The 26,612-nt window shown below is 66.5% G+C and carries 26 protein-coding genes, 1 tRNA gene and 1 pseudogene; 17 read left to right on the top strand and 11 right to left on the bottom strand.

Annotated features, from left to right (window positions below; all coding sequences use genetic code 11):
* Positions 1–124 precede the first annotated feature (124 nt).
* From sepX to ABT294_RS20905, 7 genes are all read left to right on the top strand, one after another.
* On the top strand, positions 125–733 hold the full coding sequence (sepX, locus tag ABT294_RS20935; RefSeq protein ID WP_350807722.1) for a divisome protein SepX/GlpR: 609 nt from the start codon (positions 125–127) through the stop codon (positions 731–733).
* Positions 734–782: 49 nt separating this feature from the next.
* A tRNA-Ala gene (locus tag ABT294_RS20930) sits at positions 783–856 on the top strand.
* Positions 857–1,487: 631 nt separating this feature from the next.
* Positions 1,488–2,027: an RNA polymerase sigma factor gene (locus ABT294_RS20925; protein WP_350807721.1), complete on the top strand. Its 540-nt coding sequence runs from the start codon at positions 1,488–1,490 to the stop codon at positions 2,025–2,027.
* Positions 2,024–3,121, top strand: a complete 1,098-nt coding sequence (locus ABT294_RS20920) for a CU044_5270 family protein (RefSeq protein ID WP_350807720.1) — start codon at positions 2,024–2,026, stop codon at positions 3,119–3,121. The genes ABT294_RS20925 and ABT294_RS20920 overlap by 4 nt, the downstream gene beginning before the upstream one ends.
* 371 nt (positions 3,122–3,492) lie before the next feature.
* Positions 3,493–3,999 (top strand): RNA polymerase sigma factor, encoded by a 507-nt coding sequence (locus ABT294_RS20915; protein WP_350807718.1) that lies wholly within the window; start codon positions 3,493–3,495, stop codon positions 3,997–3,999.
* On the top strand, positions 3,996–4,961 hold the full coding sequence (locus tag ABT294_RS20910) for a CU044_5270 family protein (protein ID WP_350807717.1): 966 nt from the start codon (positions 3,996–3,998) through the stop codon (positions 4,959–4,961). Before ABT294_RS20915 ends, ABT294_RS20910 begins: the two co-directional genes overlap by 4 nt.
* Before the next feature lie 339 nt (positions 4,962–5,300).
* On the top strand, positions 5,301–5,885 hold the full coding sequence (locus ABT294_RS20905) for a recombinase family protein (RefSeq protein ID WP_350807716.1): 585 nt from the start codon (positions 5,301–5,303) through the stop codon (positions 5,883–5,885).
* A 104-nt stretch (positions 5,886–5,989) separates the two neighbouring features.
* Here ABT294_RS20905 and ABT294_RS20900 read toward each other — a convergent pair whose 3' ends face one another.
* A complete protein-coding gene (locus ABT294_RS20900; protein ID WP_350807715.1) occupies positions 5,990–7,033 on the bottom strand; it encodes a hypothetical protein in 1,044 nt (347 codons plus the stop codon).
* 769 nt (positions 7,034–7,802) lie between these two features.
* On the opposite strand from ABT294_RS20900, the gene ABT294_RS20895 reads away from it, so the two are divergent.
* The gene (locus ABT294_RS20895) at positions 7,803–8,072 is read left to right on the top strand and encodes a hypothetical protein (RefSeq protein WP_350807713.1); all 270 of its coding nucleotides are present in this window, start codon (positions 7,803–7,805) and stop codon (positions 8,070–8,072) included.
* Positions 8,073–8,208: 136 nt separating this feature from the next.
* On the opposite strand, the gene ABT294_RS20890 is transcribed toward ABT294_RS20895, so the two are convergent.
* The 3 genes from ABT294_RS20890 to ABT294_RS20880 all read right to left on the bottom strand — a co-directional run bounded on the left by ABT294_RS20890 (position 8,209) and on the right by ABT294_RS20880 (position 10,658).
* Positions 8,209–9,231, bottom strand: a complete 1,023-nt coding sequence (locus tag ABT294_RS20890; RefSeq protein WP_350807711.1) for a hypothetical protein — start codon at positions 9,229–9,231, stop codon at positions 8,209–8,211.
* A 27-nt stretch (positions 9,232–9,258) separates the two neighbouring features.
* A complete protein-coding gene (locus ABT294_RS20885) occupies positions 9,259–9,912 on the bottom strand; it encodes a hypothetical protein (RefSeq protein ID WP_350807709.1) in 654 nt (217 codons plus the stop codon).
* A gap of 494 nt (positions 9,913–10,406) precedes the next feature.
* Positions 10,407–10,658, bottom strand: coding sequence for a hypothetical protein (locus ABT294_RS20880; protein WP_350807708.1), 252 nt, complete (start codon positions 10,656–10,658; stop codon positions 10,407–10,409).
* Here ABT294_RS20880 and ABT294_RS20875 point away from each other — a divergent pair.
* Both ABT294_RS20875 and ABT294_RS20870 read left to right on the top strand, forming a co-directional pair.
* Positions 10,639–10,956 carry a hypothetical protein gene (locus ABT294_RS20875; RefSeq protein ID WP_350807707.1) on the top strand — a complete coding sequence of 106 codons (318 nt, stop codon included), beginning with the start codon at positions 10,639–10,641 and terminating at the stop codon, positions 10,954–10,956. The two genes, ABT294_RS20880 and ABT294_RS20875, sit on opposite strands and share 20 nt — an antisense overlap.
* Before the next feature lie 734 nt (positions 10,957–11,690).
* Positions 11,691–12,608: an alpha/beta fold hydrolase gene (locus tag ABT294_RS20870; RefSeq protein WP_350807706.1), complete on the top strand. Its 918-nt coding sequence runs from the start codon at positions 11,691–11,693 to the stop codon at positions 12,606–12,608.
* Between the two features lie 61 nt (positions 12,609–12,669).
* Here ABT294_RS20870 and ABT294_RS20865 read toward each other — a convergent pair whose 3' ends face one another.
* Positions 12,670–13,362 carry a hypothetical protein gene (locus tag ABT294_RS20865; protein WP_350807704.1) on the bottom strand — a complete coding sequence of 231 codons (693 nt, stop codon included), beginning with the start codon at positions 13,360–13,362 and terminating at the stop codon, positions 12,670–12,672.
* A gap of 225 nt (positions 13,363–13,587) precedes the next feature.
* Positions 13,588–15,222 carry a carboxylesterase/lipase family protein gene (locus ABT294_RS20860; protein WP_350807703.1) on the bottom strand — a complete coding sequence of 545 codons (1,635 nt, stop codon included), beginning with the start codon at positions 15,220–15,222 and terminating at the stop codon, positions 13,588–13,590.
* A 180-nt stretch (positions 15,223–15,402) separates the two neighbouring features.
* On the opposite strand from ABT294_RS20860, the pseudogene ABT294_RS20855 reads away from it, so the two are divergent.
* The 3 genes and pseudogenes from ABT294_RS20855 to ABT294_RS20845 form a co-directional block, all read left to right on the top strand.
* A pseudogene (locus ABT294_RS20855) lies at positions 15,403–15,597 on the top strand (transposase); the annotation flags it as partial.
* 319 nt (positions 15,598–15,916) lie between these two features.
* Complete coding sequence (locus ABT294_RS20850; protein WP_350807701.1) at positions 15,917–16,423, top strand: VOC family protein; 507 nt, start codon at positions 15,917–15,919, stop codon at positions 16,421–16,423.
* 38 nt (positions 16,424–16,461) lie between these two features.
* Complete coding sequence (locus ABT294_RS20845) at positions 16,462–17,280, top strand: MerR family transcriptional regulator (RefSeq protein ID WP_350807699.1); 819 nt, start codon at positions 16,462–16,464, stop codon at positions 17,278–17,280.
* Between the two features lie 166 nt (positions 17,281–17,446).
* Here ABT294_RS20845 and ABT294_RS20840 read toward each other — a convergent pair whose 3' ends face one another.
* Both ABT294_RS20840 and ABT294_RS20835 read right to left on the bottom strand, forming a co-directional pair.
* Positions 17,447–17,875, bottom strand: a complete 429-nt coding sequence (locus ABT294_RS20840; protein WP_350807698.1) for a non-structural maintenance of chromosomes element 1 family protein — start codon at positions 17,873–17,875, stop codon at positions 17,447–17,449.
* 266 nt (positions 17,876–18,141) lie between these two features.
* Positions 18,142–18,549 (bottom strand): MerR family transcriptional regulator, encoded by a 408-nt coding sequence (locus ABT294_RS20835; protein ID WP_350807697.1) that lies wholly within the window; start codon positions 18,547–18,549, stop codon positions 18,142–18,144.
* A gap of 49 nt (positions 18,550–18,598) precedes the next feature.
* Here ABT294_RS20835 and ABT294_RS20830 point away from each other — a divergent pair, with 49 nt between their 5' ends.
* Positions 18,599–19,483, top strand: a complete 885-nt coding sequence (locus tag ABT294_RS20830; protein WP_350807696.1) for an NAD(P)-dependent oxidoreductase — start codon at positions 18,599–18,601, stop codon at positions 19,481–19,483.
* A gap of 567 nt (positions 19,484–20,050) precedes the next feature.
* Here ABT294_RS20830 and ABT294_RS20825 read toward each other — a convergent pair.
* The 3 genes from ABT294_RS20825 to ABT294_RS20815 all read right to left on the bottom strand — a co-directional run bounded on the left by ABT294_RS20825 (position 20,051) and on the right by ABT294_RS20815 (position 23,322).
* Positions 20,051–21,457, bottom strand: a complete 1,407-nt coding sequence (locus ABT294_RS20825; RefSeq protein ID WP_350807695.1) for a polysaccharide lyase 6 family protein — start codon at positions 21,455–21,457, stop codon at positions 20,051–20,053.
* Between the two features lie 67 nt (positions 21,458–21,524).
* Complete coding sequence (locus ABT294_RS20820; RefSeq protein ID WP_350807694.1) at positions 21,525–22,337, bottom strand: helix-turn-helix transcriptional regulator; 813 nt, start codon at positions 22,335–22,337, stop codon at positions 21,525–21,527.
* 4 nt (positions 22,338–22,341) lie between these two features.
* Positions 22,342–23,322 (bottom strand): hydroxyacid dehydrogenase, encoded by a 981-nt coding sequence (locus tag ABT294_RS20815; protein ID WP_350807692.1) that lies wholly within the window; start codon positions 23,320–23,322, stop codon positions 22,342–22,344.
* A 154-nt stretch (positions 23,323–23,476) separates the two neighbouring features.
* Here ABT294_RS20815 and ABT294_RS20810 point away from each other — a divergent pair, with 154 nt between their 5' ends.
* Genes ABT294_RS20810 through ABT294_RS20800 form a run of 3 tightly spaced genes read left to right on the top strand, consistent with a single transcriptional unit; the run spans position 23,477 to position 26,606 of the window.
* Complete coding sequence (locus ABT294_RS20810; protein WP_350807691.1) at positions 23,477–24,811, top strand: sugar ABC transporter substrate-binding protein; 1,335 nt, start codon at positions 23,477–23,479, stop codon at positions 24,809–24,811.
* Positions 24,808–25,743: a carbohydrate ABC transporter permease gene (locus ABT294_RS20805; RefSeq protein WP_350807690.1), complete on the top strand. Its 936-nt coding sequence runs from the start codon at positions 24,808–24,810 to the stop codon at positions 25,741–25,743. The genes ABT294_RS20810 and ABT294_RS20805 overlap by 4 nt, the downstream gene beginning before the upstream one ends.
* Positions 25,740–26,606, top strand: a complete 867-nt coding sequence (locus ABT294_RS20800) for a carbohydrate ABC transporter permease (RefSeq protein WP_350807689.1) — start codon at positions 25,740–25,742, stop codon at positions 26,604–26,606. Before ABT294_RS20805 ends, ABT294_RS20800 begins: the two co-directional genes overlap by 4 nt.
* Positions 26,607–26,612 lie beyond the last annotated feature (6 nt).

The raw sequence follows: 26,612 nt of genomic DNA, 5'->3' as shown, positions 1-26,612 counted from the left end.
CGATCTCGCGACACACCGCACCGAATGCTCGTCAATTAGTGACACGCGGTCTTACGGTGCGTGACGTGAGCACATCGAAGACGCCAAGAGCACCTCGGCGTTTTTGTGCTGCCCGGAGGTGGTCGTGAGCAGCGTCCTCCTCTATCTGGCCATCGTCGTCATGTGGCTCTGCGTCCTCATCCCGATGTGGTTGCGGCGCGACAAGAGCACCTTGATCGAACTGCACGAGCTCGAGGAACACTACACCGGCGAGCACCAGCTCCCCGACCTCGACCAGGTGCCCGTCGAGCTCTCCGACTCCGACGAGACCCTCGACGAGGAGGGCGTGCCTTCGCTCGCGGAGGTCGAGAAGGTCGACGTCCGGCAGTTCCGGGTCAGGCGCCGCGCCATCATCGTGGCCCGCCGCCGGCGCCTGCTGTTCTTCACCGGCCTGCTCGTCCTCGCCTCGGTGATCACCGCCGCGGTGGAGATGATCCCGTGGTGGGGGGTCGCGCCGTCGGTCGTCATCATGGCCGCCTACCTGGCGTTTCTCCGCATCGCCGTCCAGGTCGACCGGGAACGCCGCCAGCGCGCCGCCCAGGCCCGCGCTGCCAGACGCCACCACGAACAGCGGCGGGCGGCCCAGCTCGCGGCCGAACAGGCACAGGCGGAGATCATCGAACTCGCGTCCAGGCAGGGGGACGTCCTGTTCGATCAGTACGCCGATCCACCGAAGCGCGCGGTCGGCGACTGATCGGTGGCGCGAGAACCCCCAGGAGTTTGCTAACCTAGTCGAGGTCCTTGGGGATGTAGCGCAGTCCGGTAGCGCACTTCGTTCGCATCGAAGGGGTCAGGGGTTCGAATCCCCTCATCTCCACAAGGGGCCGTTCTTGAAACGGCTGGACTGAAGTTGACGGGATCCCGTCTGATCATCGAGATCAGGCGGGATCTTGTCGTTTCAGGAGTTTCCGAATTGGGTTCGTCCTGGTTTGGTAGCAGCGGAGTAGGTGTCCGGGGAGGCCCGGGTGGTGGCCTGCTCCGGCCCGCGAGCGGCGTGCGGTCGATGTGCCCTGCGGGGATGTCGGGGATGTCGTCGTTCCTCGACTGCGGCCAGTTGCGCCCGCAAGTCCTCGGCCTGCCGTAGCGCGGCCGTCTCGGCCTGGGGCGCGCGTTCCCACAGTGACGTCACCATCGCCTCCCATAGGAGAAGCAGCCGTACCCGCCTGCCGCATTCACGCCATGCAGCCCAACAGCTCCACAATGTAAACGGCGAAACACTGGCAGTCACTACGCGGTTGAAGATCCTTTCAGGCCACGCATCTCAATGGTGGAACAGTCGAAGGCCGGTGCGGGCGAGCGTGATCTGGTGCCCCCGGCAGGCGTCGTGCACCTCCGCGGACCGGCTCGAACCACCCGGCTCGCAGAAGGGCGAAATTGAGATGTAAGAAAGCCTTCGTCCGGACCACATGCTCCATGGACAACGTGCCTCCCCGACCGAAGGAACCGGCTTGCCCAACCCCCACGAGCGCTTCACCACGCTCTACAACACCTACCAAGCGCGGGTGTACGGCTATGCGGTGAGTCGAGCCGGACATCAACTCGCGGAGGAAGTGGTCAGCGAGACCTTCCTCGTCGCCTGGCGACGACTCGACGACATCCCCGACCACGCGCAGTTGCAATGGCTCTTCCGCGTCGCCCGGAACATCCTTCGTGACAACTTCCGGCAGGCCGCCCGTCGTGAATCTCTGGAGGCCGACCTGCGCACGTGGATGGAGCAGGCCGTCACCGACGTGGGCGAACACACCACCGAACGACTCACCGTACTTCGCGCCCTGGCCACCCTTTCCGAAGACGACAAAGAGATCTTGACTCTCACCACGTGGCACGGCCTGTCCGCTGCGGAAGCGGCCGAGGTGCTGAGCTGTACGAAGGCCACCTTCTTCGTCCGGCTGCATCGCGCACGCCGTCGGCTGCAATCGGCGATCGACACCGCAGGTACCGCCCCGTCTCCCAAGCCCGTGATCATCCCCGGAGGGAAACTTCGATGAGCGGTAAGCCCGACACCATGCGACTACTCGCCATGGCTCGTCCGGACTCGTTGGATCGCGGATCCCGCCTTTCCGCCGACGACCTGTTGATCAAGGCCGGCGACGAGCCACACCAAAGACCAGCCGGTAGGCCGTCACGGCCGAGATCGAACATCATGACCGCCATTCGCATCGCCGCCGTCGCGATGGCCGTCACGGTCGCGACAGTTGTACAGGTACGGAGCACAGGCACTGGGTCCTCAACGTCATATCCCATATCCGCCCGTACCGTCCTGCTTGCCGCCGCGGATCGGATCGAGACCACCAGCGCGGCGACCGGCCGCTACTGGCACAGCGCCGGCCAGAGCGTGGCAACGGGACAGGAAGGACGCGCACCCACCGGCATGACACCCAAGATGCTCAGCTATCAGGTGAGATGCACTCATGAAACCTGGATGGCCAAGTCGGAGCGGGAGCCGAGCTGGCTCTTGGTCACCGCTCAGTCAGGCAAACCGCTTGCCCAGGCCGATGAGGCGATCTGGCGCCAACAGGGAGCGTACCGGCTCGGCGCCTGCGAAGGACCCGGCGTTCCTGGCATCGGGGGCGTGGTGCCGCCGCCGCCGTTCGCCCTGCGACTCGACGACCAGCACAATCGCGAAGTTTCCTATCCCCAGGTCGGACCCATACACGTCACGACAAAACAAGTCATGGCCTTGCCGGCGGACCCGATGCGGCTCAAGGAAATTCTCCAGGAATGGGCCCGGCGAGGTGGTTACCCGGCCGATGAGGAGTTTCTGTACACCCAGGCCACCAGCCTGCTCTCCCAACTGCCGACCACTCCTCAAGTACGCGCCGCGCTCTACCGCATGCTCGCGAGTTTCCCGAGCGTCAAGGACATCGGGGCCATCACTGATCCCCTAGGACGGGTCGGAAGAGGGATCGAACTCTCTGGGGCAAGGCAGCTCATCATCCAGGAATCCTCAGGCCAGCTGCTGGCCGTGCAAGAACAATCCTCCGACCGTACGGGAACACTGACCTCGTGGACCGCTGTGACCGCATCCGGCTGGACGGACGCAAGCCCGAGGCTGCCCAGCACGATCGTGCCCGGCAACTGATGTGAGCGGCGGGTCTCTGCGACGTTCGGCGTGACGTCATCGTGGAGGCTGGAAGTCGAACCGGTAGACGCCCTCGGCTGGGAAACGATCACGTCGATCTCGGGAAGCGATCTTCTTCGTCCCTCTTCCGTTCGAGGCCGAGCCCATTCGTGAACACTCCTGGCCATGGTGGCGGGTCTTGGCGTGGGCGCCTTTGGTCTTCACCCAAGCCTTCCGGGCGGTCGGCAGCGTCTCGTGAACTCAATTCCTGACTCGTGTGAAAGACAGGCGACACTCCTTCCTCGAAAAGGCCCACCCACATGCCGTTCAGTACGACCCTGTCTGACGCCGACCTAATCGAACGGTCGTGGCGAGATCCCGAGGATTTCGCCTTGCTGTTCGACAGGCACGCAGGACACATCCACCGCTATGTGGCCCGCCGGCTCGGCGACGACACGGCCGACGACATCGTCTCCGAGACGTTCCTCGCCGCGTTCAGGCAGCGCCACGACTACGACACCGCCCGTCCGCAGGCCCTGCCCTGGTTGTACGGCTTCGCGACCAACTTCATCCGCCGGCATCAGCGCGCCGAGACACACCGCTACAAGGCGTACTCGAAAGTGGGCGTGCTTCCCGGAACCGACGACGCCGCGGAACAAGCTCTCGAGCGGGCGAGCGCGCATGCCGTACGCCGCCCTCTCGCCCAGGCGCTCGCCTCGCTGAAGGGCCGTGACCGTGACGTTCTCTTACTCGTGGCCTGGGCCGACCTCACCTACGAGGAGGTCGCCAACGCCCTGTCCATCCCGATCGGGACAGTCCGTTCCCGCCTCAACCGTGCGCGGGCCATCGTCCGCGACGCCCTCGGCAGCACCGACCCCACGACGGAGCAGACCTCATGAACGAGCCGACTGACCTGACCGATCTGAACGCGCTGCGCGACCTGTTCGCCGACAAGGCGCACCCCACGGCGGACCGCCTCGCCCCCGCCCGTACCGCCCTCCTGGCCGAAGCCCGCACGAAGCGCCGGCCCCGGGCCCGGGTGGCCGGCCTGCGGCGCCTGATGCTGGCAGGCGGCCTGGTCGCGGCGATGACCGCAGGAGTGATCGCCGTCCAGACGTTCAAGCCTGCCGCGCCCGCGAGCGCCGCCGAGGTGCTGAGGCTGGCGGCCGAGGCCGCGATCGCCACCCCGTGGCCGGAACCCCGCGACGACCAGTACCTCCACTACGAGCAGATCGCGGAGTCGCGCCCCGAGAAGGGGGTTCCCGATCCCGGTCCACGCCGCATCACGGGCGAGTTCTGGGATTCCGTCGACGGCTCCCGCCCAAGACTTAGCTGGGGCAAGCCGTCGAAGTCCCGCCCCCATCGCGGCCGCGGCGAGTACAAGGAACTCGGGCCCTGGTGCCCCGGCCACGGCCGCCCCACCTACGCCGACCTGCGTGGGTGGCCGACCGACCAGGAGCAGCTCCGGCACAAACTGGCCGAATACGGCAAGGAGATGGTCCTCAAAAAGGACACCGCGACCCAGATCTGGCGCGCCCTCGGCGTCCTCGCCCACCCGATGCCGCCCAAGCTGCAGGCGGCCATCTTCCAGATCGCCGCGACCCTGCCGGGCATCGAAACGGAAGAGCTCAAGGACGCCACCGGCAAAACGGGCATCGCCGTGACCCGGGTGGACAACCTGGGCCCCGGGGGCGCCATCTCCCGCGAATCCTTCATCTTCGACAAGACCTCCTACGTCTTCCTGGGCGGCCAGGAGCTCGTGCCGGGACAAGGGCGTGAAGTCTGGTCCGTCACCCGTCCGCAGATCACCGATGAACTTCCGGCCTGGTCCAAGTCCGTAAAGCGGAGAGGCTGCGTCTGAGCCTGCTTCCCCCGGACGACAGGCGGGTCGCGCCGGCCGCTTGGCTGCCTGCCAAAATCCAACAACCGAGCGGCTGGCGCCACGTCCCAGCACCACCCCCGAGTCGAACGCCTCGTGCAAGATCAGCGACAGAATCGGCACCATGGCCCTGTGTCCGCTGATGCAAAGGCACCGCTCGGGTATCTCCAGGCCGACGGCCGCATGATCGTGGTGATGTTCCTTTAGGGGATCCCCCACCGGAACACCAGCCGCCCGGGCAACCGCCCAGGTCAGATTGTTCCGTATAGGTGTTCCGCAAACTGTTCCGGTGGAGGCCCCCTATCCGGAACACTTGAGCGCGTGAACGGAACCCGCGTCGGCTACGCCCGCTGCTCCACCGACGAACAAGACGTCGTGATCCAGACCGAGCAACTCCTGACCCTCGGCGTCCCCGAAGACCGCATCTACATCGACCGCGGCTTCTCCGGCACCACCCGCCGCAACCGGAACGGGCTCGACCAGGCCCTCGCCGCCGTCTGGAACGGGTCGGTGTTCACCGTCACCAAGTTCGACCGGTTCGCCCGTAACATGGCCGAGGCCAACGAGATCCTCACCGACCTGTCCGGCCGCGGCGTCCTGTTCGCCCTGGGCGGCTCGGTCTACGACTGGAACGACCCGTTCGGGCGGCTGTTCTTGCAGACCCTCGCCATGGTCGCCGAGTTCGAGGCCAACCTCGGGAACCTGCGCACCCGCGAGGGCATGGCACTGGCCAAGAAGAACGGCAAGCTCAAGGGCAAGCAACCCAAACTGCCCGAACCCGCCCGACGCTCCATCCGCCGCCGCTACGCCGAAGGCGAGGTGTCCCTGGCCGACCTGGCCACCGAGTACAGCGTCGGACGCTCCACCATCCACCGCATCATCCACGGGCCAGACATCGCCAGGTAAACAGATCACACACCGAAGCCGGATGTCACGTTTCGTCCAAGATCATTCTCGGCGCCAACGGCTGTTCCTGGGTTCCTCACCCCCGTGATCGGCGCGTGGGCGGCTCATTGCATGGTGAAGCGCAGCGGATGGTCGAACGAGTCAGGACAGATGAACACATAAAGCGCGTAGCCGCGACTGATGACGATCTCCGTGGGCATGTTCGGTTTAGCCAGGGACTCGAACTCGCCGCTGGGGTAGTCCGGCTCCTCGACGGGCCGCCAGTACGGGCTCTCCCATTCGCAGGTGTCGATCGTGAGCAGCGGCTTCATGTCTCGGCCACACTCGCAGATCATCGGTTGCGGGCCGGAGAGGCTCCAGGAGGCGAAACCGCCGACTCTCCACCCGGTGGTGAGCGACAATTCTTTCTGGTAGTCATGCCCGGCGGCCTGCTCCCAGTCTTCGATCCGCTTTCGCAGATCCTGGGGGAGCAGTTCAACATCTTGATATTCGGTGACCACTTCGGGATGGAGCATGCACGGCTCCGGTACGTAATCGTCGTACTCCACGACCGCCGGCTCTGGCTGGTCGGCCAGGACGGCGGTCACGTCGGACGCGCGGCGCCAGCGCAGGTGCACGGCGGGCAAGTACAGATCGTGTTCGTCGTGATCGTGAGGACACCACAGGACCTGCAACAGGTCCATCCGCTCCGGACAGGTCAGCCCTGGGACGTCGCGAGCGTACAGCTGTGCCAGCGCCATCAATGGCATGGGATTGGCCTTCGCGTCATCCTCGTCCGTCGGCGTGGCGTCGGCGCGTTCCAGATCGGCTTGTTCCTGCTCGCTGAGTACCAGGCTCTCACCCCGTCTGGTACGGCCCCAGGCCTGCGCGAGGATGCGGCGCCTCAGCCGGACACCTTCGGTCGTCACCTCCCCTTTGTGAAACGTCTCGCAGGTCGGCCAGGGCTCATCTGCCGGCCACAGCAGCGGCCCGCCCACCGAACTGTCCCCAGGCCCCGGGTCCCCTGGCCGTGGATGCAGGCGCGTCGCCGTACGACGGTAGGCGGCCAGCTCTGGGAACGCCGCGGCGATGTCGACGGGCCGGGGTGGTGTGGTCCGGGAGGGCGTCATCCAGACAACATACTGATGGCAGGTGACCCAGTTCTGCACCGCCTGAGCGTCCGGACTGGGACTACCCGCCCCGACACGGGCGGGAAACGATCACTTGTCATACGGGAAAGCGATCTTCCACGTCCCTGGTTCGCCCAGGTCACACACACTCGTGAACCCCCACAAGGTCAAAAGGCTCGGTTCCGACACTGGAATCGGGCCTTTTTGCTGGTCAGGGCACGTGCGACCGGCTGGTGATCCTAGTTGATCAGTGGGGTGTCCGTTGGCGATTCCGAGGCCGGAGTCAGCGAAATGTCAGCGAACACCGCGCGCACTCCGCCGTTGCGGTCACGTTAGGCGTGTGTGGCGGTGAATGTGGTCGAGATCTGCTCATGGCCGATCGGGTGCGGCGACGTAGTTCAGTTGCAGACCACTCGCACGCCGTAGCGGTAGATGCCGATCCGGCAACGATGATCTGCACCGCCCGAACAACATCGGCATCCGACACGTCTCTTCTCGAAGCCCATGCCAACAGAGGGAGAGGCCTGATGCCGCCATTGATCGAACGGTGCAACCAGTGAGAACGCGTACAGAGCGATGCCCGATTTGGCAGAGCCTCGCCTTCCTCATGCTGGCTACGGCGACTGGGTGTATCCCTACCAGCCCGGCTCCCGGAGGAGCGACCGGGATTACGGTCAACGCCCAGGGAAGACTGACCGTAGTTGCCGCTTGGTGCCAACAGCCCCCCGATGGTGTGGTCATCTATCGGAGGGCCAACGATCAGCTCGTGCACCAGGCCGACATTAGAGCGCCGACGTTGACTGGGCCGATGGCCTCGCTGGACCTGGAGAAGATCTCCTCCGGATGGTCTCTGGCCAAGGGCGATCTCAACCTCCGGGAAGGGCAGAAGTACGTTGCCGGCGCGTACAACGCCAAGACGCACGTGAGAATGGCCGATGTCACCTTTACGAAGGAGTCCACGAAGCAGATAACGACGGGTCGCATACTCGTGCAGGATTACGACGGACAACGACCGGATGGCGTCGATGTCCTGCTCTCCGCAACGGAGTTCAGCGCTAGGGCGCAGCGTTACTGCTGACACTCTTCCGCGCTGCGGACCGTCGAGATACCCCGGCGGGTTCGCAGTGCACCAACGTCCTGAGACCCACGAGATCACGGCCCGGTTCTGGAGCCGGGCCGTGTTGCTGGTGGAGCTACGTGCGGGGGGTTAGCGTCTACGAGAACGGATCCATGTACGGGCGGTCTTTCACCGAGTCATAGATGCGGCGCAACCACGGCTGCCGAACCGCCGCCAGCCGCTCCAGCGTGCTGATGAACACTCGTCCATCGGGACGGAAAAGAGTGTGCGGCAGCAGCGGGGGCGGATCATCACGGCGAACGACGGCAGGCATCCCGTACGCCGCCGGCATGAGCCGGCGATCATCGTTGAAGGCCATGTACGTCCACACGTCCGCAGCCAGCGGCACCACCGTTCCTGCGTCACACGGCCATACCTCACCGGTCTGCGGATGCCTCGGCGCCAGTGCGATGTCCGTGATCGCGGCGGACAGGCCGGGCCCGGCCAGGGCGAGGTGTCGTTCCGGTGGCCCCGGAGGGAGCAGACTGTCGATCGTCCGGCGCAACGCCTGTGCGACAGGCCCCTCAGGGAGGGACACCCGCCTACCACCCGAAACCGCCAGCAGGTGCGCCAGTGCCACCGCGACCGCGGCCTCCCACACTGGGCTCCAGAAACCACGCGGATCAACGGGCGACGTGCTCGGCAGCTCCGCCCAGTCAATCACCCGCTGGACGGGGCCATCGACGGCGACAGGACGCACGGCGTCCGGCTCCAGCCACACCACCTGCCAGAACCCGCAGTCGTCGACGCGGGTCGCCACCGGACAGCCGCACCCCGCGCACGCCAGGTTGGGACCATACTGGCCGTCCCAGCCACAACAGCAGCCGCCCAACCGCTCCGGGATGATGACGGTTCCGCGGACGTCGCCCGGCGCGATCCCGATCCTGTTCGGGGGTCCCGAGATGCAGTACGTCTGGAGTCGGACGCCATGCTCTTCCGGCTCGGGCTTCAATGGTTCCCAAGGCCGGCCGTTTCCAGGGTCCACCACGTACGTTCCTGGCTCCAGAAGACCGGGGAGCAGGCCATGGCCGTCCTTCTGGCCAGAGTGGTCGGGAAGCGCCACCCGCGCCACCCTCGCGGTCATCACGGCGCCGCACCCCGCACAGGAGAAAACGACCAAGCAGCCTCCTTCGTCGTAACGAGGCGATCATGGTGGCACAACATCCCGCCTCGTGTGGAAGCGTTCAGAATCACCACGATGAAAGGCCTCAGTGATCATGAAGTATTGGTCGAGGGCTGAGATGAGCCGGTCGGCCAGCCCTGGGGTAGTGATCGCCGCCCATTGCTGGGCGAGGTCGAGGAACCCGGAGAAATGCTGTTGGGCTGTGGTGAGCAGGCTGGAGAGTTCGCGGCGAGTAATCTCGATGGACGGAGAGTCCTCATCGTTCTGCCGGAGCTGGATGACGTGACCCACATGTGTGATGTGTGGCGTGGGGTCGTGCCCGAGCCAAGATTCTTGCCCGCGAGCCACGTCCCGCCAGTCCCGCCAGTTCTCCAAGCCGAAACAGCAACCGGGCGAGACGTTGACGTTGGTGGTGGTGTCGCGGAAGCGCAGACCGCCCGGAGCGATCAGGCCTTCCGTTTCGGCGAGATGTTGTTGCAGATGCGCCTCGGTCAGGTCGGCGGCGTGCGTGACGGGGATGTTGTTGTAGCTGAAGATGACGGCCATGGCCGTCCCGACGTCGGCGGGAGACATCCGGTCGGACAGGGCGAGAAGGCGGTCGTTCGACGGCTCCGCGATCGGCCAGGCCGTGAAGTCCACCGCGTCGTAGGTCTCCAGGACGACTTCGACGATGACCATAGCTGGCAGTATCCAGGCATTGCGCGTGCGTGTAGTCACTGGAGGTGCGAGGAGGGCTCGCCGGAAGGTTGGAAGGTCGAGGGAGTCAGCGAAAAGTCAGCGGACTTGCTGACACGGGAGCGCAGCCGAGATCAACGGATGCCATCCTCTCGGCACTTGACGGCACCGGATGGCATTCGGTGAGCAGGCACGGTACGTCCCACCGGGGTTCGCATCGAAGGGGTCAGGGGTTCGAATCCCCTCATCTCCACCAGGAGCCGTTCTTGAGACGGCTGGACTGAAGTTGACGGGATCCCGTCCGATCATCTGAATCGGACGGGATTTCGCGTTTTCCGAGGTCTTCGGATCGTTGAACGGGTCGGTTCCGGCCCGTATGGCGTTCGAGGCGAGGGGCGCTGGTGGTGTTGAGCCGCTGGAAGCGCGTGGAGGGCTGGCGGCCGGGCCTGCGGGACCGGTCGGTCGGGGTAGTGCTGTCTGATTTTCAACCCAGCGAATCAAGCGCCCGGTGGTGGCCTGCCAGATGCTGTCGGCGGGTCCAGATCTGGATCTTGTGCAGCGGATGCGTAGGTGTCCTCGGGCGGAGGCTCGCGGTGCTCGTGGGCTTGCCGCCAGGCGAGCAGGATGAGTTCGTTGGCGACGGCGACCATGAGCGCGGCGAGCAGGGTCTGGGCGACGCGGCCGTGGGCGAGGCGGTTCTTGGGGTCGCCGAGGTCGATGTGGTGGCCCTTGAGGCGGCCGTTCGGCACCCGCGGGCAGCGGATCGACGGGCGCTTCACCCTGATCCCGACCGCGCCGCTCGCCTACAACGCCGAGTGGCAGGGCTTGGTGGCCACCTTGGAGAACGCGCTCCGCCTGCATGCACACCGCCCCGGCACCCTCACTTCCCTGGACCGCTACCTGCACCAGCGCACCGGCGGCATGATCGGTTCGCTGTCCCACCTGATTCGCGGCGCGGCCCTGGACGCGCTCCTGACCGGCAACGAGAAGATCACAAAGAAGAGCCTGGAGGCGATCCCGCTCGACCACAGCTCCGAATCCAACTGACCCGCCAGCTCTCGGAAAGGCTCCGGCATGCCGCCTGGCAGCCCGGACGACCACCGCCTACCGCCCGTCAACGTCCGCCCCCGCCAGGGGGAGACCGTCGTCTCCTACGTAAAGCGTCTGGCCGGTGCCAACCACCTTGCACCGAATCTCCTGCGCTCGCATCTGCAGGGATCGTCCGATTTCCGAGGACGCCCGCGGCTGGACCGACTCGCGGCCGCAAGCGGCCGCACTCAGGACGTGCTGCGGCGCACCCTTGCCGGATTCCTCTGCGAGAGATGCTCCGCCCCGCTCCGCCTTGGAGCTCAGGGAGCCGCTCGCTGGTGTTCGGCCACTTGCCGCCAGATGGCATACCGCCAGCGCCATCTCGAACCTTTCCGGCCAGTGCCTCAACCGCCGGTCGTGAACTCATGCGAGTCATGCGGAACTTCCTTCACCTCGCCTGCTCCGTCCCGCTGGTGCTCTCGCGATTGCCGTCGAGCCGGCCAGCCGCCGCGCCGACGATGCGGTCGATGCGATGCTGTGCTGCCTCGTGATGACCCTCGTGGTTTGCCTCGGCTCTGGTGCTCGGACGCATGCCGAGTATGGGCTTATCGAGAACGTCGGAAGCAACGCCAGAAGGCAGCTGAGAGCACAGCGGCCGTGCCTGATTCTGCCGATGAGCACGGGAGCCAGATGTCGGCGAGAATGAGTTTTGACGCCGGTACCCGGACCCCGGCTGTCTTACGCTCATGTCCATGACCGCGGCCATGATCGAGTTGGATGACGGTACGCAGGTACGCACTTGGACCACGGGCTCCGTGATCCCGCAGAGATTTCCCGTGGTCATGGTGCACGGCGGTCCAGGAGTCCCCGACTATCTCGCCCCAGTCGCCGGCATCATCGACGACCTGTGCCTGGTCCACCGCTACGACCAGCGCGGCACCGGCGGATCGTCCTGGGAGGGAGAGCACACGATCGCTCGCCACGTTGACGACTTGGCGTTGTTGCTTGATGCGTGGGGACACGACCGGGTTGTTCTGGTGGGGCATTCGTTCGGAACCAATATGGCCAGCTACTTCTTGCTGGCCCATCCCGAGCGCGTGGCCGGACTGATCCAGATCGCCGGGCCCTTCCTCGATCCCTGGCGGGAAGCCGACCGAGCAGCACAGCGAGCACGACGCACTGACGAGCAGCAGATCAGGCTCGACGAACTCGATGCGATCGAATCGCGCACAGACTCCGAGGAGATCGAGTACCTCACGCTGTCGTGGCTTACCGACCACGCCGACCAAGCTCGGGCATGGGATTGGGCGCTGACATCGGCCCGCACGCTGCGGCCCATCAACTACGCGATGAACGCCCAGCTCAACGCAGCGAAGAAAGCCGACCCGCTCGAATCACACGTGGATGAACTTCGCGAGCACCTGCCGCCCGGCGCGATAATCATCGGTGGAGCCGGCGATAGCCGCCCCGCCGATGCCCTGCGACGTCTCGGAACACGTCTCAACTGCGAGGTCGTCATCGTCCCGAACGCGGGACACCATCCATGGCTGGAAGCACCAGACCAGTTCGGTGCGGCGTTCCGCGCAGCAGTGGAGGGGCAGACATCCATCGTGTCACCCCAACCCCGGAGATGGAGTCAAACTCATCGACATCACTTCTCGGCTACATGAGGTGGCGCCACAGCTGACCAACATCTGGCACCCGAAGTCACGACAGACTCACGAGCCGCAATCACTCAAGCTTCGATGAGACTCGCTTAATCTTCGCTGCGACAGAACATTTCAGGGGATTCCGAATCGGGTTCGTCCTGGTTCGGGGTTCGTGGGGAGGTGCCTGGGGAGGCCCGGGTGGTGTCAGGCCGCTGGTCGAGGTCCACGTTCGCGTCGCTGGGCATGGCGAAGCCGACGCCGGGCTGGATGTTGCGAGCTTGTCTGGGGGCTGGTGGGTGTGGCGCCATTGGTCGAGGAAGTGGTCGTTGGTGACGGTGACGAGCAGGGCGACCAGGATGGTCTGGGCGACGCGGCCGTGGGCGAGCCGGCTCTTCGGATCACTCAGATCGAGGTCGTGGCCCTTGAGACGGCCGTTCAGCCCCTCCGTCATCGCTCCAGAGGTGGAGTACGTCCCTCGCCACGAGGAGCTGAGGTAGGGCAGATCCTGGCGGAACTTGTCGAGGTGGCCGAGGTCGCCGGGGTGCAGGGTGATGGTGCGCTGGTGGCAGATCTTCGGCAGTGCGCCGATCTTGTGGGTCGGGGCAGGACGCGGGGTTTGGCCGCTGGGTTGGCGGCTCGCTGCCGGGCGTCGGTCAGGTCGACCGCGGTGGGTCGGGTTCAGCCGGGCTCGTCGAGGAGCCCGGCCTGGTGGTGAGCAAGGCGGCCTGCGTGCGATCGCGGCGATGCCGTCCACACCCGGCATGCGCAGATCCATGAGCACCGCGTCGGGCTGGTTGCACAGGACCTCCTCGACCGCTTCCGCCCCGTCTCGTGCCTCGCCGACGACCTCGATCTCCGTGCTGGGAGCCGAAAATCGCCGTCAGATGCCGGCGCACTATCGGGTCGTCGTCGGCCAGCAGAACCCTGATCACGTCTGCACAGTCTGTCATCCGTCATCGCCCGCGATGGCGCCCGGCCCGGGCCCGGGCCGGGCCGGTGGTCAGCCGTCGAGCCCGCGCCAGAAGGCGCATCGGTGCTCACCGCTGACATCGGCCGGACCGATGCCGCCCTGGCTTGCGGGCTTCAGGCTGAGGACGGTCTGACCGGACGGCGTGAACGCGCGCCAGGCGGGTGCGCCGGCGGCCTGGGGCTTGCCGGTGTGGGCGAAGGACGTCCAGTAGCCGATCATCTGCTCCGCCAGGCGCCACTGCTCGGGCGTGAGCCCGTCCCATGGTTTGCCGTCCAGGTCGAACAGGTAGGGCAGGTCGCTGGCGTGCTGGGCGCCCAGCGGGAATTCCGACGGGGTCCCGAAGATGTTCGGGGCCTTGGCGTCGGCGAACTCGTAGGCGTACACCGTGGTGCGGGCGGCCATCGCCTCATCGCCCTCCAAGGTCGGGCAGGACCATCCGCGGTCACTGCTCACCGTCGCCCAGGCCAGGCCGGGGGAGGAGAAGTCAGTCAGCGGATATTCCTTCAGCACCTTGTCGGCATGCTCGCCGAACGCGTTCTTCATCAACGTCGGGTAGTTCTCGGCGGTCACCGGGAATCCGGCCTGCGCGGTGCCGGCGACGTAACCGGTGCTCTCGCTCTTGGTGGCGCCGGAGATCACCGGCACACGCAGGAACTTGCCCGCGCGCAGCGCCTGCGCCGGCTCCAGCGGCAGCAGCGGCGTGCCGTAGGCGAGGTTGTTGCCGAAACTCTTGTTGACCTTCATCAGCTCGGCGACCGGCTTGGCGCGCAGGCACTCCAGCTCCTTGCCCGCCGCGCAGCCGAGCTGCTTGGCCGCGGCCAAGCTGAAGTCCTGGCTGGTCTTCAGCGAAGGGTACGGCGCAATCGGCGGCATGTCCGGAACGGGGATGTAGGTGCCGGTCGGCCAGTTGAGCGTGCACGTCCCCGACTGCATGACGGCCTTGTCGATCAGGCCGCGCGCGGCCGGAGAGGTCAGCAGCCCGCAGGTGCTCTCCCCGCCGGCGGACTGGCCGATCAGCGTCACGTTGTCCTTGTCGCCGCCGAAGGCCGCGGCGTTGCGCTGCACCCATCTCAGGGCTTCGAGCTGGTCGGCCAGCCCGAACGTGCCCGAGCCCGGCAGCCCCGGAAGCGCGAGGTAACCGAGCGCCCCGAGCCGATAGTTGGGCGTCACCACGATCACCTCGCCCTGGTCGGCCATCCGCCGGGCGTTGTACATGCTGCCGGAGCCTTCGAGGAAGCCGCCCCCGTACAGCCACACCATCACCGGCAGCCGCTTGCGCGACGACTTGGCCGGCGCGGTGACATCGAGGAACAGGCAGTCCTCCCCGCCGACCAGCTTGCCCTCCGCCATCTGCGTGCACTGCCGACCGGGTTTGGTGGCGTCGGCCACCCCCTGCCATGGGACGACCCGCACCGGATCCTTCCACCGCAGCCTTCCCACCGGCGGCTGCGCGAAGGGAATCCCCGAGTATGTTCTGACCGTGCCGTCGTTCAAGCCCTGGATCCGGCCAGAGTCCAGCTTCACGATCGACGGTCGCGGCGTCGACGCCGCTTGTGGCTGCGCGGCGGCCTGCGTGACGCACGCGGTCATGGCGAGACAGCCGCCGCCGACCAGGGCGACCAGCCGCCGCATCGACGGCCCCGCCAGTGACATTCTTCCAATCATGCGGCCAGCATCGTGTCAGCCCCAGGCCCGCCGCGACGTTCGCACGTTGTGGCTTCGCGGCCGGTTGTTGCACATCGGCGTGACCAAAGTTACGGAATCCAGCCGAAAGATGGGCGTTACCCCTGAAGTGTGGACACCTTGAGCACCGGATGATGGAGATCCGGAGACAAGGAGTTCCACGTGGCGATGAAGTCGTATCCGCCGGAGTTCAAGGCGGATGCCGTCGCGTTGTACCTGTCTGACCCGGCGCGGACGCTGGCGTCGGTCGCGCAGGACCTGGGCATCAGCAGGGAGACCCTGCGTAACTGGGTGCGTCAGGCCCAGGCGGACGGCACGGCCGGGGCGAAGCAGGCAGGCCCGGCGAAGTCGCCGGCGCGTGGCTCGACTCGGCGGCCTTGAGCACTGCCTCTGCCTGTTGCCGGGTGAGTGCCTTGCTGACAGGGGAGGGGGACCTCGTCGTTTCAGAGGCTTCCAGGCTACCTTTGGGCGTCTTTGGGCCCTGTGTGGTGGGGTGTCGCGGAAGGGTCACTGTAGGCGGCGATGGCATTGCTGACCCCAAAGACTGCAAGATCCGTTTCCATCGCAAGAGGAAGGCCCTGCCACCTGCATGGCCTGCAACGCGTGTCGGTATGACTTGGTACACGTGCTGATCCGGATTTGACCCTAACGTTGCGTCAGGCACCACGATGAACGCATGACCGACCACTTTGAGGCATTCGAAATCAGCCCTGTCCCTCCGCCCGGACCCGACGCGACGCCACCTGAGATTTTCCGGGGCATCTACGGCATGCCGATGTTCGTCACCGTGCCGACGCCGGACCTGGCCGCGTCCGTGGATTTCTGGACCCGCGGGCTCGGTTTCATCGACCTGTTCACGGTCCCGGGCCAGGTCACGCACCTTCGACGGTGGGCGTTCCAGGACGCTCTGCTCGTCCCGACCGGTGCCCTGCCGGCCCTTTCAACGGTGAGCATCGGCTTCAGTTGCGTGCTGAGCCAGGTCGACGAGATCGCGCAGGCGTGCACCGCGCTGGTGCCCGGATGCACGACGGGACCGCGACAGACTCCGTGGAACACCGTAGAACTGGAAGTCATCACGCCGGAGAACGCTCGCGTGATCATGACCGCTGCCCGTCCCCTCGACCTCGACAGCGCCGAGGCGCGCTACCTCGAAGCAAACGGCTTCACGCTTCCCAAGGGGTGAAACCGTGTAGGTCAGACGCGCATGTCAGACTCGACAGCGTGACCGACACCGCAATGGACGATGCCGCGGGACCCGACGGGCTGACCGTCGGGGCCGCGGCATCGCACGTGGAAGTCACCGTCCGCACCCTCCATCATTGGGACGCGATCGGGCTCGTCCGCCCGTCCGGGCGAACCACCGGCGGTTACCGGCTCTATTCGGCAGCTGACGTCGCACGCATCCACCGGGTGCTCATCTACCGCGAGCTTGGTCTGTCGCTCGACGACATCGGTGAACTTCTCGATGCTCCGACGGTCGATATGACCGTGCCGCTGAGACAACAGCGTGCCCAGCTCCTCGATCGCATCTCCCGCTTGCAGGCAATGGTCGACGCGGTCGATCGCATGATCGAAGCCGCACGCGCCGGCATCCTGCTCTCCGCGGAGGAACAAGTCGCGATCTTCGGGCAGCGCTGGAAGCCGTCACTGGCCGCGGGCGCACGTGACCGGTGGGGCGACACAGCTCAGTGGGCACAGTACGCCGAGCGCGCCGCGAGCATGACCCCCGAGGACTGGCAGCAGATCGCCGACAACATCACAACGCTCGAGCACGACCTGGCAGCAGCCAAGCGCGCCGGCGTCAGGCCAGGCAGCGCCGAAGCCAACGCTCTGGCGGAACGACACAGGGCCTCCATGGACGCGTACTTCGACTGCACCCTTTCGATGCAGGTCTGCCTGGGAAGGAAGTACGCCGCCGATCCTGGCTTCACGGCCTACTACGACGAAATCGAGCCAGGCCTGACCATCTGGCTCCGTGACATCATCGACGCCAACGCCCGCGATCGAGGCATCGACCCGGATTCGGCGACTTGGACCTGACGCACCCGCGCCCGCGTCACCAAGTGCGCTCCCGGTAGCCTTATCGAAGCAATCCCCGGATAGGCCGATAACGTGCCTGCGTCGCGCGCTGCCATCGCGCTTGGAGGCGCAGGTCAGAGTTCTCGGACGTGCGGAGACCTCCCCAGGCCAGGCACTGGGTGGACTGCTACGCGATCGGGACAATCATGATCGAGACAGCCAGCGGACGCTGCCGGCCCGGAGTTCGCGGCATGTACGAGCTCAAACACCGCAGAGATGGCTGATCGGCCTCCCGTTTCGGCGCATGTCCGTTGACGTCGGAAGCGATCGCGTAAAGACCGTCCTCTTCGCGTCGCAACCACCCGTCGGCCACCAGCCGCTGAAGGCGGGACCGCATTCCTTCCACCTGCGAGCGGGTGTCCGGCTTGCCCCGCGCCTGCACGATCTCCCTCGTCCGCATCGGTTGCCGCGCCGTGGCCTGCAACGCCACCGCCTGCTCCCGCCCGCCGCGCAAGACAGGCAACGGCGATGTCGCATCTGGATCGTGAGGGTCAAGGCCGGGCTGCTCCCCGGCGTGATCGGCGAGCAATGTCAGGGTCTCCCGGGTGATGGACAACCGCCGGACCTGCTCTTCGGGTCAGCCGCGTTCGCAGCTCATCCACCTGCTGTAGTGCGGACCTCAGCCTGGGCCGAGCGTTCCAGTGGCGACGTCACCACCGTCTCCCTGGAGACAAGTAGTCACGCTCACGCATTCACGCCATGCAGTCAGGCAACTCCACACTGTGAATAGCAAAGCGCTGGCAGTCACTGCCGCCTGGAAGGTCCGTGCGAACGGGGCAAGACGGGGACCCTGGGTTCCATGCCGAAAGGCCGACAGATCGCTCAGGCGGGCACGGGCTCCTGGTCAGCATCGTCAAAGGGCGGATAGCTCTCGCTGGCCATTCGATCGGCCGCATCAATGTAGTCGGCAAGAGCGTCGCGGGATTGAGCGAGCCTGGCAAGCTGATCGTCCAGTCGCTGCAGCCGTGACCGCATCGCGGCCAGCAACTCGGGACATCCGAGCAGCTCCGGGGCCTCTCCGACCGCGCAGGGCAGCAGGTACGCGATGTCCTCGGAGGACAAACCGGCACCAAGCAGGTGCCGGATCTGCTTCACCCGCAGCACGGCGTTCTCGTCGTACTCGCGGTAACCGTTCGCGCCCCGGTCTGCTTCCAGCAGGCCCTGGGCTTCGTAGTAGCGCAGCTGATGGGCGTTCACGCCCGTCCGACGACTCAATTCCCCGATCAGCATCGAAACCTCACTTGACCTTCACACCGGTATCAACGTTGACGATGCTGCCATGAACAGCAAAACCGATACACCCGTGACAGTCATCGGACTCGGACTGATGGGTCGGGCACTCGCCGGCGCGTTCCTGAAAGCCGGGCATCCCACAACCGTGTGGAACCGTACAACCTTCAAGGCCGACCAGCTGGTGGCCGAGGGTGCACGGCTGGCGCCAACGGTTGGCGACGCGCTCAAGGCAGGTTCCCTGACGATCATCTGCGTCACCGATTACCAGGCCATGCACGAGCTGCTCGGCGCGAACGATAGCGAGCTGGACGGCAAGATGTTGATCAACCTGACCTCGGGCGACTCAGCCCAGGCCCGGGAAGCCGCCCAATGGGCCGAGCGGCGCGGCGCCCATTACCTGGACGGCGCCATCATGGCCATCCCATCGGCGATCGGGACCGCCGAGGCGGTGATTCTGCACAGCGGGCCGCAGCCGGACTTCGAGGCGCACAAGTCAACGCTCGACGCGCTCGGCACCGTCACCTACCTTGGTGCGGACCATGGGCTGGCGTCTCTGTACGACGTGGCCGGCCTCGCCATGATGTGGAGCGTCCTGAACGCCTGGCTGCAGGGCACGGCCATGCTCAGGACGGCCGGTGTTGACGCCGCAACGTATGCGCCGTTTGCGCAGCAGATCGCTGCCGGTGTGGCCGAATGGCTGCCTGGGTATGCCGAGCAGATCGACAGCGGCTCCTTCCCGGCCGAGGTGTCGGCCCTGGAGACCGACGCGCGGGCGATGGCACACCTGATCGAGGAGAGCGAGGCGGTGGGTGTCAACGCCGAACTGCCGAAGTTGATCAAGGCGATGGCCGACCGCTCGATCGCCGCCGGACACGGTGGGGAGCAGTATCCCGTGCTGATCGAAGAATTCAGCAAACCCGGCAACGACTGACCGATCCCGATACCGGGATCTAAGCGGTCTCTGCGAAGAGAACTCCGTGCAGGTTTCCTGGGAAACGATCATCTAAATCCTGGGAAGCGATCTTCTAGAGCTCCGACCCACCCCAGCTCGCACCCACTGCGATGGGGTGGCAGGATCTGCGGCTTCTGGGGTGGGTGGTGGCCTGCTCTGGCCTGCGGGTGGCGCGTACCGTCGAAGGGCCCGACTGGAGCCTGCGGGGTGTCGGCGGGTGTGACGGGCTCGTCTTGGGGCTGGCGGGTGTGATGGGCTCGTCTTGGGCTGGTGGGTGTGGCGCCACTGGTCGAAGAAGTGGTCGTTGGCGACCGTGACAGGCCGTGGAAGAGCACGTCGCCCGTCCCGTGTTCAGCGTCCCGGCCGCGCCCGCGCAGACCGCCACCGCCGCCCCGGCACCCTGTTCTGCGAGATCAAGTCCGGCAGCCGGTACCGAAGCCGCGTACGGATCTCATCCAGCTTTGACACCGAGGCTAGGTTGGCGGTGGCGGTGCGGTTCGTCTGTTCCCACCACGAGTAGCGCGCCGGTTCGTGGGGTCGGCCAGGTCAGCCGGTCTGCCAGCTGGGGCCGGTTTGCCCGGTCTGGTCGGCTGGGGGAGGGGCCTTGCGGGCGGGCAGGACGACGATGCCCTTGGCACTGTTGGGCGCGTGGATGTCGAGGGTCCCGCCGTACACGACGTCGCCGTGGAAGGTGTTGGGCTGGAAGGTGAACTTGTCCAGCGGCGGCGCGGTCTCCTGCGCCGACGTGACCACGGACACCCCGCCCTTCGGCCGGTACGTGAGGTTGCCGTTGAACGTGTTGCGCTCGGGCAGCAGGACCATCTGGTAGCCGGGCCAGTGGTTCTTGTAGAACCAGCCGAGGTGCATGTCGCTCTTGGCGTTGTCGACGAACACGTTGCCGGTGAACGTGCTGTCGGTCACCTGTCCGTAGTGGAAGAGATAGCCGTACGGCGAGAGCGGGTTCGGCTGCGGCGCGAAGTCGGGCGTCAGGTAGTCGGGCCGGTGGTCGGCGTCGAACATGTGCTCGCCGCTGGTGACCTTGAGCCCGTAGCCGGACACCCCGGCCACGTAGTTGCCACGGACGGTGTGGTGGTCGCCGCTGACCCGGATGCCCTCGCTGGCCGGGTAGCGCTCGCCCAGGATGACGTTGTTCTCCACCGTGTTGTAGTTGCCGTAGCGCAGCACCAGGCCGCCGCTCGACGCCTTGATCGTGTTGAAGCGAACGGTGTTGTGGTTGGACTTCAGCGAGATGATCTCGTCGTCGCCGTCGACGTGCTCGAAGAGGTTGTGCTCGATGGTGAAGTACGCGCCTTCTTCGGTGCCGAGGTCGCCCCACTGCCCGTAGCCCCAGATCCGCAGCGCTTCCATGCCGTTGCGGCCGACGTTGGGGACGTCCGCGAAGCGGGTGTGGTCGACCGCGTTGTACGTGGCCGCCGCTCCCCTGTCGTTGCCGACCAGCGGCTCCTGGTGGTTCTTGCCCTTCAGCAGGGCGTGGTCGAGCCGGTTGTGCCCGCCCTTGAAGAAGACCCAGTAGTAGGCGGTCTGTGCCTCGGCGGGGTTGAAGTCGACCACGGCGGTGTCGGTGACCCTGCCGTAGTCGCTGTTGAAGGTGATCACCGAGAGGGCGCCGTCGGGCGCCTGGCCGCCGGTGAAGGTCAGGCCGTTCACCGTCAGGTTGGGGCTGTTCAGCGACAGCGCTGACTTACCGGTCAGCAGCACCTTGCCGGGGGTCTGCGCCCGCAGTGTGAGCGGGCCCGGGGCGGTGAGGGCGATGACGGTGTCCTGCCAGGTGCCGTCGGCCATCACGATGGTGTCGCCCGCCGCGGCCGAGCCGATCGCCTGCGCCAGCTCGGCCGGATTCGAGACGAGCACCTCACGGTCCGCGGCCGCGAAGGCGGGGCCGGCGGGAAGCGCCAGGACGGCTGCGGCGACAAGGGCTGCTAAACGCTTCATACCGGCAAGGTAGAGAAGGTGCATTCCATTGGGCATGGCCAAAACTCGGGCACTCCTAGGACGATCCTCAGGAGGCCCGGTGCAAGGCCCGGTACTGCGTCGGTGTCAGTGAGGTCGCCTGCCGGAACACCCGCGACAGGTATGCGGCCTCCCACCCGACCGTTCCCGCGATCTCCTCGATCCGCTGCTCCGAGTGGATCAGCGCCTGCTTGACCCGCTCGACCCGCAATCGCCGGATGTACTGGTTGGGGGAGATCCCGAAGAGCTGGGCGAAGTAGGTGATGAAGTACGTCGGGTTGTAGTGGAAGGCCTCCGCCAGCCGCCCGACTGTGATCACCTCGCCCAGGTGCGCGTCGATGTACTCGAGGATCCGCCCCGGCCCTTCGCTGAGCGGCTTCAGCGAGCCGATCGGAGCGTGTTCCACCAGGTAGGCCATCAGTTCCATGAGGATCGCGCGCTGCCGGAGCGGCCCTGTCACCTGTGCCGTCCCCTTGCCCGCCGCCAGCAACCGCACGAACAAGTCCTGTACGGCGGGCGGATCCTCCACCTCGAGGACGCGGGGAAGCGCGACGAGCGAGGCCAGGTCGTGGTCGCCCACGGTCGCCGTGAAGTTCGCCCAGTACTTTCGCAGCGGACGCTCCCGTGAGGAGGAGAAGCCCAGGGCGGACCCGGCGGGCAGGAAGTAGAGCTGGCCGGGCCTCGGCTGGTATTCGACCCCGTCGAGCATGATCGTCGCCTCACCGTCGAGGATCAGGTAGAGGCGGTTGTAGCCGTAACTCCGTACCGGACGTGCCCAGTCATCGGGGACAGGATCGGCGTGCCCCGCCATGAGCAGGTCGAGGTCGAGCCGCTTGAGATGCTCCCTGAGCGCCGGGTCCACGCCGTCACGCCCGCAGGCTCGCCAGGGCGGGGTCCACGGCGTGGCGGAGCGGTTCCCCCGCGAGCAGCCGGCGGGCCTCGTCCAGCACCAGCTCCCCCATCCGGGCCCGCTCGGCGCCCATCGCCCCGGCCAGATGCGGTGTCAAGACGACGTTGGGCAGGCCGTACAGCGGTGATCCTGGCGGCGGCGGCTCCGGCCAGGTGACGTCGAGCACTGCGGTGAGGTCGGGTCTGCGGCTGAGGACCTCGACGACGGAGGGCTCGTCGACCACGGCGCCACGAGCGGTGTTGATCAGTGTGGCCCCGGTGCGGAGCCGGGCGACGAGGTCGCCGTCGACCAGGCCCTCGGTCTGCGGCAGGAGCGGAGCGTGCAGGCTGACGACCTCACACGTGTCGAAGAGCTCTGCGAGCGGGACGAGGGCGATGCCCAGGTCAGCGGGGGCGAAGGGGTCGGACGCGACCACCTCCAGGTCGAAGTTCCGCAGGTGCGCGGCGACCAGGCGGCCGATCGCGCCGAGCCCGAGCAACCCCACCCTCGACCCGTACGCCCCGGCGACGGACGTCTCGCCCGGGTAGCGCCCCAGCTCCTTGATCTCGCGGGAGATCCGGTGGAACTGCTTGAGCGCCAGCAGGACCTGGGCGAGCGTGAACTCCGCCACCGGGATCGCGTTGGCCGACGCGGCGGAGACGATCGGGATGCCCCGCGCCCAGAACTCCGGCGTGGTCAGCGGGCGCACGGAGCCCGCCGCCACCAGCACGGCGCGCAATCGCGGGGCGTGGCTCAGCAGCCCGGCGTCGAGCACCGGCGCGCCCCACCCTGAGAACAGGATCTCCACCTCGTCCAGCACGCCCGGCCGGGCCGCCAGTTGCTCCCGCGTCAGCGCGGGACCCTGCCAAACGACCAGGTCATCCAGCCCGTTGAGCACGCTCTCCGGATAGACGTCCGCCCGGCGCCGTTCCTCCATGACCAGCAGTGCGGTAGCCATCTCTCCCTCATTTCGTCCGATGTATGAGGGGACATCCTGCCGCACAACCGAACGGTTTCGTTCGTGATGTTTCAGTCATCGGAGCATTGACCTGTGAACGTGAGCACCATTACCGTCCGGGAAAACGCATCCAAGTAGAGGGAGCCATTCACATATGCGAACGTCCTCCACACACGGAACGCGATGGATCCTGGCTTCCCTGGTGGTGGCGCTGGCCGGGTGTTCGTCAGGAGCCGCAGGAACCAACGTCGACCAGGACGCCAAGGCCACGTTGGAGCTGTGGACCAGGACCACGCCGGGCGGGCCCGGCGAGCAGGGCACGCAGAGGCTGGTCGCCGCCTTCGAGAAGGCGACAGGCTACAAGGTCAAGGTAACGGCCATCTTCGACGACTTCGAGACGAAGCTGCAGCAGCGGGCCGCCCAGAAGGACCTTCCGGACATCGTCATGAACGACGTCACCCAGCTCGGCACCATGCAGAGCCAGGGCCTGCTGCGGGAGATCGACCTCGGCAAGCTGGCCAGTGGCAAGGATCTCGCCGACCGCGCGCTCGCCTCCGGCAAGGGCGTCGACGGCAAGCAGTACGGCGTGCCGTACTCCGCCCAGGCCAGCGCCCTGCTCATCCGCAGGGACTGGCGGGAGAAGCTGGGGCTGAAGGCGCCGAAGAGCTGGGCCGAGCTCGCGGTGATGGCCAAGGCGTTCACCGAGAAGGACCCCGACGGGAACGGCCAGAACGACACCTACGGGCTGGCGGCGCCGCTGTCGACCAAGCGCGGCTACGCCTCCTGGTACTTCTCCAACTTCCTCTGGGCGGCGGGCGGCGACTTCGTCACCGACGCGGGCGGGGGCAAGTTCAAGCCGGCCATGTCCAGTGCCGAGTCCGCTGCGGCGGTGCAGTGGTTCCGCGACCTCGGCTGCAAGGACAAGGTCATCCAGCCGGGCGCCGTCACGATGGACACCCCGCCGACCAACGAGACGTTCGAGGCGGGCAGGGCCGGCATGTACGTCGTCGGGCCGTACCTCATGCCCCGCTTCGACAAGTCACTCGGCAAGGACAAGTACGAGGTCGTGCCCATGCCCAAGGGTGCCAAGAACGCCGACGTGCTCGCCGAGGGCGGCGCGATCTACCTGATGGCGGGCTCGCCGAACAACGCCGGGCAGGACGCCTTCGCCTCGTTCGCGACCTCGGCGGAGGGCCAGAAGGTCGGCATGGAGGGCGACGTCGCCTACATCGTCCAGCTCCCCGTCAACAAGACCGTCGACATCGGCCAGGTGCGCCCCGACCCGCGCTGGAAGACCTTCGCCGAGATCTACCAGACCTCCGGCCACTACGCCCCGTCGCTGCCCAACTGGACCCCGGTGCGGCAGACCGCGGCCGAAACCGTCAACGCCCTGGTCGCGGACTGCGGCCTGGACCTGAAGGGAGAGCTGCAGAAGCTCGATACGAAGCTCGCCGCGATCCTGGCGGAGCAGGGCGTCGCCGCGTCATGAGTGTCGACCACGCGGAGCCGGTCGCCGTCGAAAGGGTCGCCGCGCCTTCCCGGCGAAGGGGCGGCGGCCGGGGCGGCCGGTGGTGGATCCCGTGGCTGTTCCTGGCCCCCGCGCTCGTCCTGTTCCTGTACTTCAAGTTCGTCCCCATGGCCGACGCCCTGGTGATGTCGTTCCAGAACGTGCGGCCGTTCCTGGGCAACCAGTGGGTGGGTGCGGACAACTACGCCAAGGTCGTCACCTCCGACGGCTTCCAGCAGGCCGCCTGGCACACCGTGCTCCTCGCACTGTTCCAGACGGTCGGTTCGATGCTGCTCGGTCTGATCCTGGCGCTGCTCATGGAGGGGCAGAGCCGCAAGCTGAGCTTCATCCGTTCTGCCGCTTTCCTGCCGGTCGTCGTGCCGATGGCGGTCGTCGCCGAGCTGTGGCGGATCATCTATCACCCGACCGGCGACGGCATGCTGAACTCCCTGATCGGAATCGTGGGGCTGGGGCCGTCCGGGTTCATCAACGACCCGCACACCTCGATGGCCTCGGTCATCGTGACCGGGGTCTGGCGCGGCGCGCCGTACGACATGATGATCTTCTTGGCTGGGCTGGCGGGGGTGAACAGGGACCTGTACGAGGCCGCGATCGTCGATGGCGCGTCGCGGATGCGCAGGCTGCTGCACGTGACGCTGCCGGGGCTGCGGTCGGTCTTCACGATCCTTTTCATCCTGGCGGCGATCCGCGGGCTGCGGGTCTTCACCGAGGTGTTCCTGCTGACGAACGGCGGGCCGAACGGCTCCACGGAAGTCGTCATGACCTTGATCACCAAGCTGGGCCTGGAGCAGAACCGGCTGGGCGTCGCGTCGGCCGGAGCGGTCCTGCTGTTCCTCGCCACGCTCCTGCTGACCGTTCTCGTGTCCATCCTCCGGAGTAGGAAGAGCCAATGAGCGTCGCCAGCGAGACCGCACTCGGGCTCAAGGAAAGCAAGACGCCCGCAGGGCGGCTGCTCAAACTCGTGATCTACGCGCTGGTGCTGGTGGTGTTCGCAGGGCCGTTGCTGGCGCTGCTGGTCAGCGCCTTCAATCATGTGTCCGACCCGACGCAGCTGAGCGTCGTGCCCTCCAAGCCGACACTGGACAACTTCACTGTCGCCGTCGACCAGGGGGTGCTGAAATACCTGGCGAACTCGTTCTTCGTGGTGGGGTTCGGGCTGCTCCTGCAGGTGGTGGTCTCGACGCTGGCCTCCTACGCGCTGGCGCGCAAGCGGTTCCGCTTCATGACGCTGGTGTTCGTCGCCATTCTGGCCACGCTCATGCTGCCGGAGGAGATCCTGGCGATCCCGCTGTCACTGATCCTGTCGGACCTGCCCGTTCTGCACATCAACCTCATCGGGACGCTCGCGGGCATGATCGTGCCGGTGGGCGCCTGGGCGTTCTCCATTCTGGTGATGACGGAGTTCATGAAGGACGTGCCACGCGAGCTCGAAGAGGCGGCGCGCATGGACGGGGCCGGCGAGTTCCGGATCTTCGCGCAGATCATCCTGCCGATGTGCAGGCCTGCCCTCGGGGTCATCGGGGTCTTCGGCTTCACCATGATCTGGGACCAGTATCTGCTGCCGATGCTGGTGGCCAGCGACTCCTCGACGTACACCCTGCCGCTGGCGTTGCGGACCCTGCGGATCGACCCGATCGTCACGCCCGGCGTGGTCATGGCGGCGTCGCTGCTCGCGCTGCTGCCCTCCGTGATCGTCTTCCTGTTCTTCCAGCGTTCGTTCGTGCACGGGCTGTCATCCGGCGCCCTCAAGGGGTGATTTTTC

Source organism: Nonomuraea sp. NPDC000554 (assembly GCF_040300065.1).
In the GTDB taxonomy this organism is placed as follows: domain Bacteria; phylum Actinomycetota; class Actinomycetes; order Streptosporangiales; family Streptosporangiaceae; genus Nonomuraea.
The sequence above is the reverse complement of the archived record's forward strand: the minus strand, read 5'-3'. Positions and strand labels throughout refer to the sequence as shown.

Bases quoted from the DNA above. Each gene is read 5' to 3' on its own strand.
- ABT294_RS20815 (WP_350807692.1), bottom strand. From the start codon at position 23,322: ATGGCTACCGCACTGCTGGTCATGGAGGAACGGCGCCGGGCGGACGTC.
- ABT294_RS20805 (WP_350807690.1), top strand. From the start codon at position 24,808: ATGAGTGTCGACCACGCGGAGCCGGTCGCCGTCGAAAGGGTCGCCGCG.
- ABT294_RS20860 (WP_350807703.1), bottom strand. From the start codon at position 15,222: ATGATTGGAAGAATGTCACTGGCGGGGCCGTCGATGCGGCGGCTGGTC.
- ABT294_RS20870 (WP_350807706.1), top strand. From the start codon at position 11,691: ATGACCGCGGCCATGATCGAGTTGGATGACGGTACGCAGGTACGCACT.
- ABT294_RS20810 (WP_350807691.1), top strand. From the start codon at position 23,477: ATGCGAACGTCCTCCACACACGGAACGCGATGGATCCTGGCTTCCCTG.
- ABT294_RS20835 (WP_350807697.1), bottom strand. From the start codon at position 18,549: ATGCTGATCGGGGAATTGAGTCGTCGGACGGGCGTGAACGCCCATCAG.
- ABT294_RS20850 (WP_350807701.1), top strand. From the start codon at position 15,917: ATGACCGACCACTTTGAGGCATTCGAAATCAGCCCTGTCCCTCCGCCC.
- ABT294_RS20895 (WP_350807713.1), top strand. From the start codon at position 7,803: ATGGCCTCGCTGGACCTGGAGAAGATCTCCTCCGGATGGTCTCTGGCC.
- ABT294_RS20830 (WP_350807696.1), top strand. From the start codon at position 18,599: ATGAACAGCAAAACCGATACACCCGTGACAGTCATCGGACTCGGACTG.
- ABT294_RS20910 (WP_350807717.1), top strand. From the start codon at position 3,996: ATGAACGAGCCGACTGACCTGACCGATCTGAACGCGCTGCGCGACCTG.
- ABT294_RS20920 (WP_350807720.1), top strand. From the start codon at position 2,024: ATGAGCGGTAAGCCCGACACCATGCGACTACTCGCCATGGCTCGTCCG.
- ABT294_RS20800 (WP_350807689.1), top strand. From the start codon at position 25,740: ATGAGCGTCGCCAGCGAGACCGCACTCGGGCTCAAGGAAAGCAAGACG.
- ABT294_RS20825 (WP_350807695.1), bottom strand. From the start codon at position 21,457: ATGAAGCGTTTAGCAGCCCTTGTCGCCGCAGCCGTCCTGGCGCTTCCC.
- ABT294_RS20885 (WP_350807709.1), bottom strand. From the start codon at position 9,912: ATGGTCATCGTCGAAGTCGTCCTGGAGACCTACGACGCGGTGGACTTC.
- ABT294_RS20865 (WP_350807704.1), bottom strand. From the start codon at position 13,362: ATGGATCTGCGCATGCCGGGTGTGGACGGCATCGCCGCGATCGCACGC.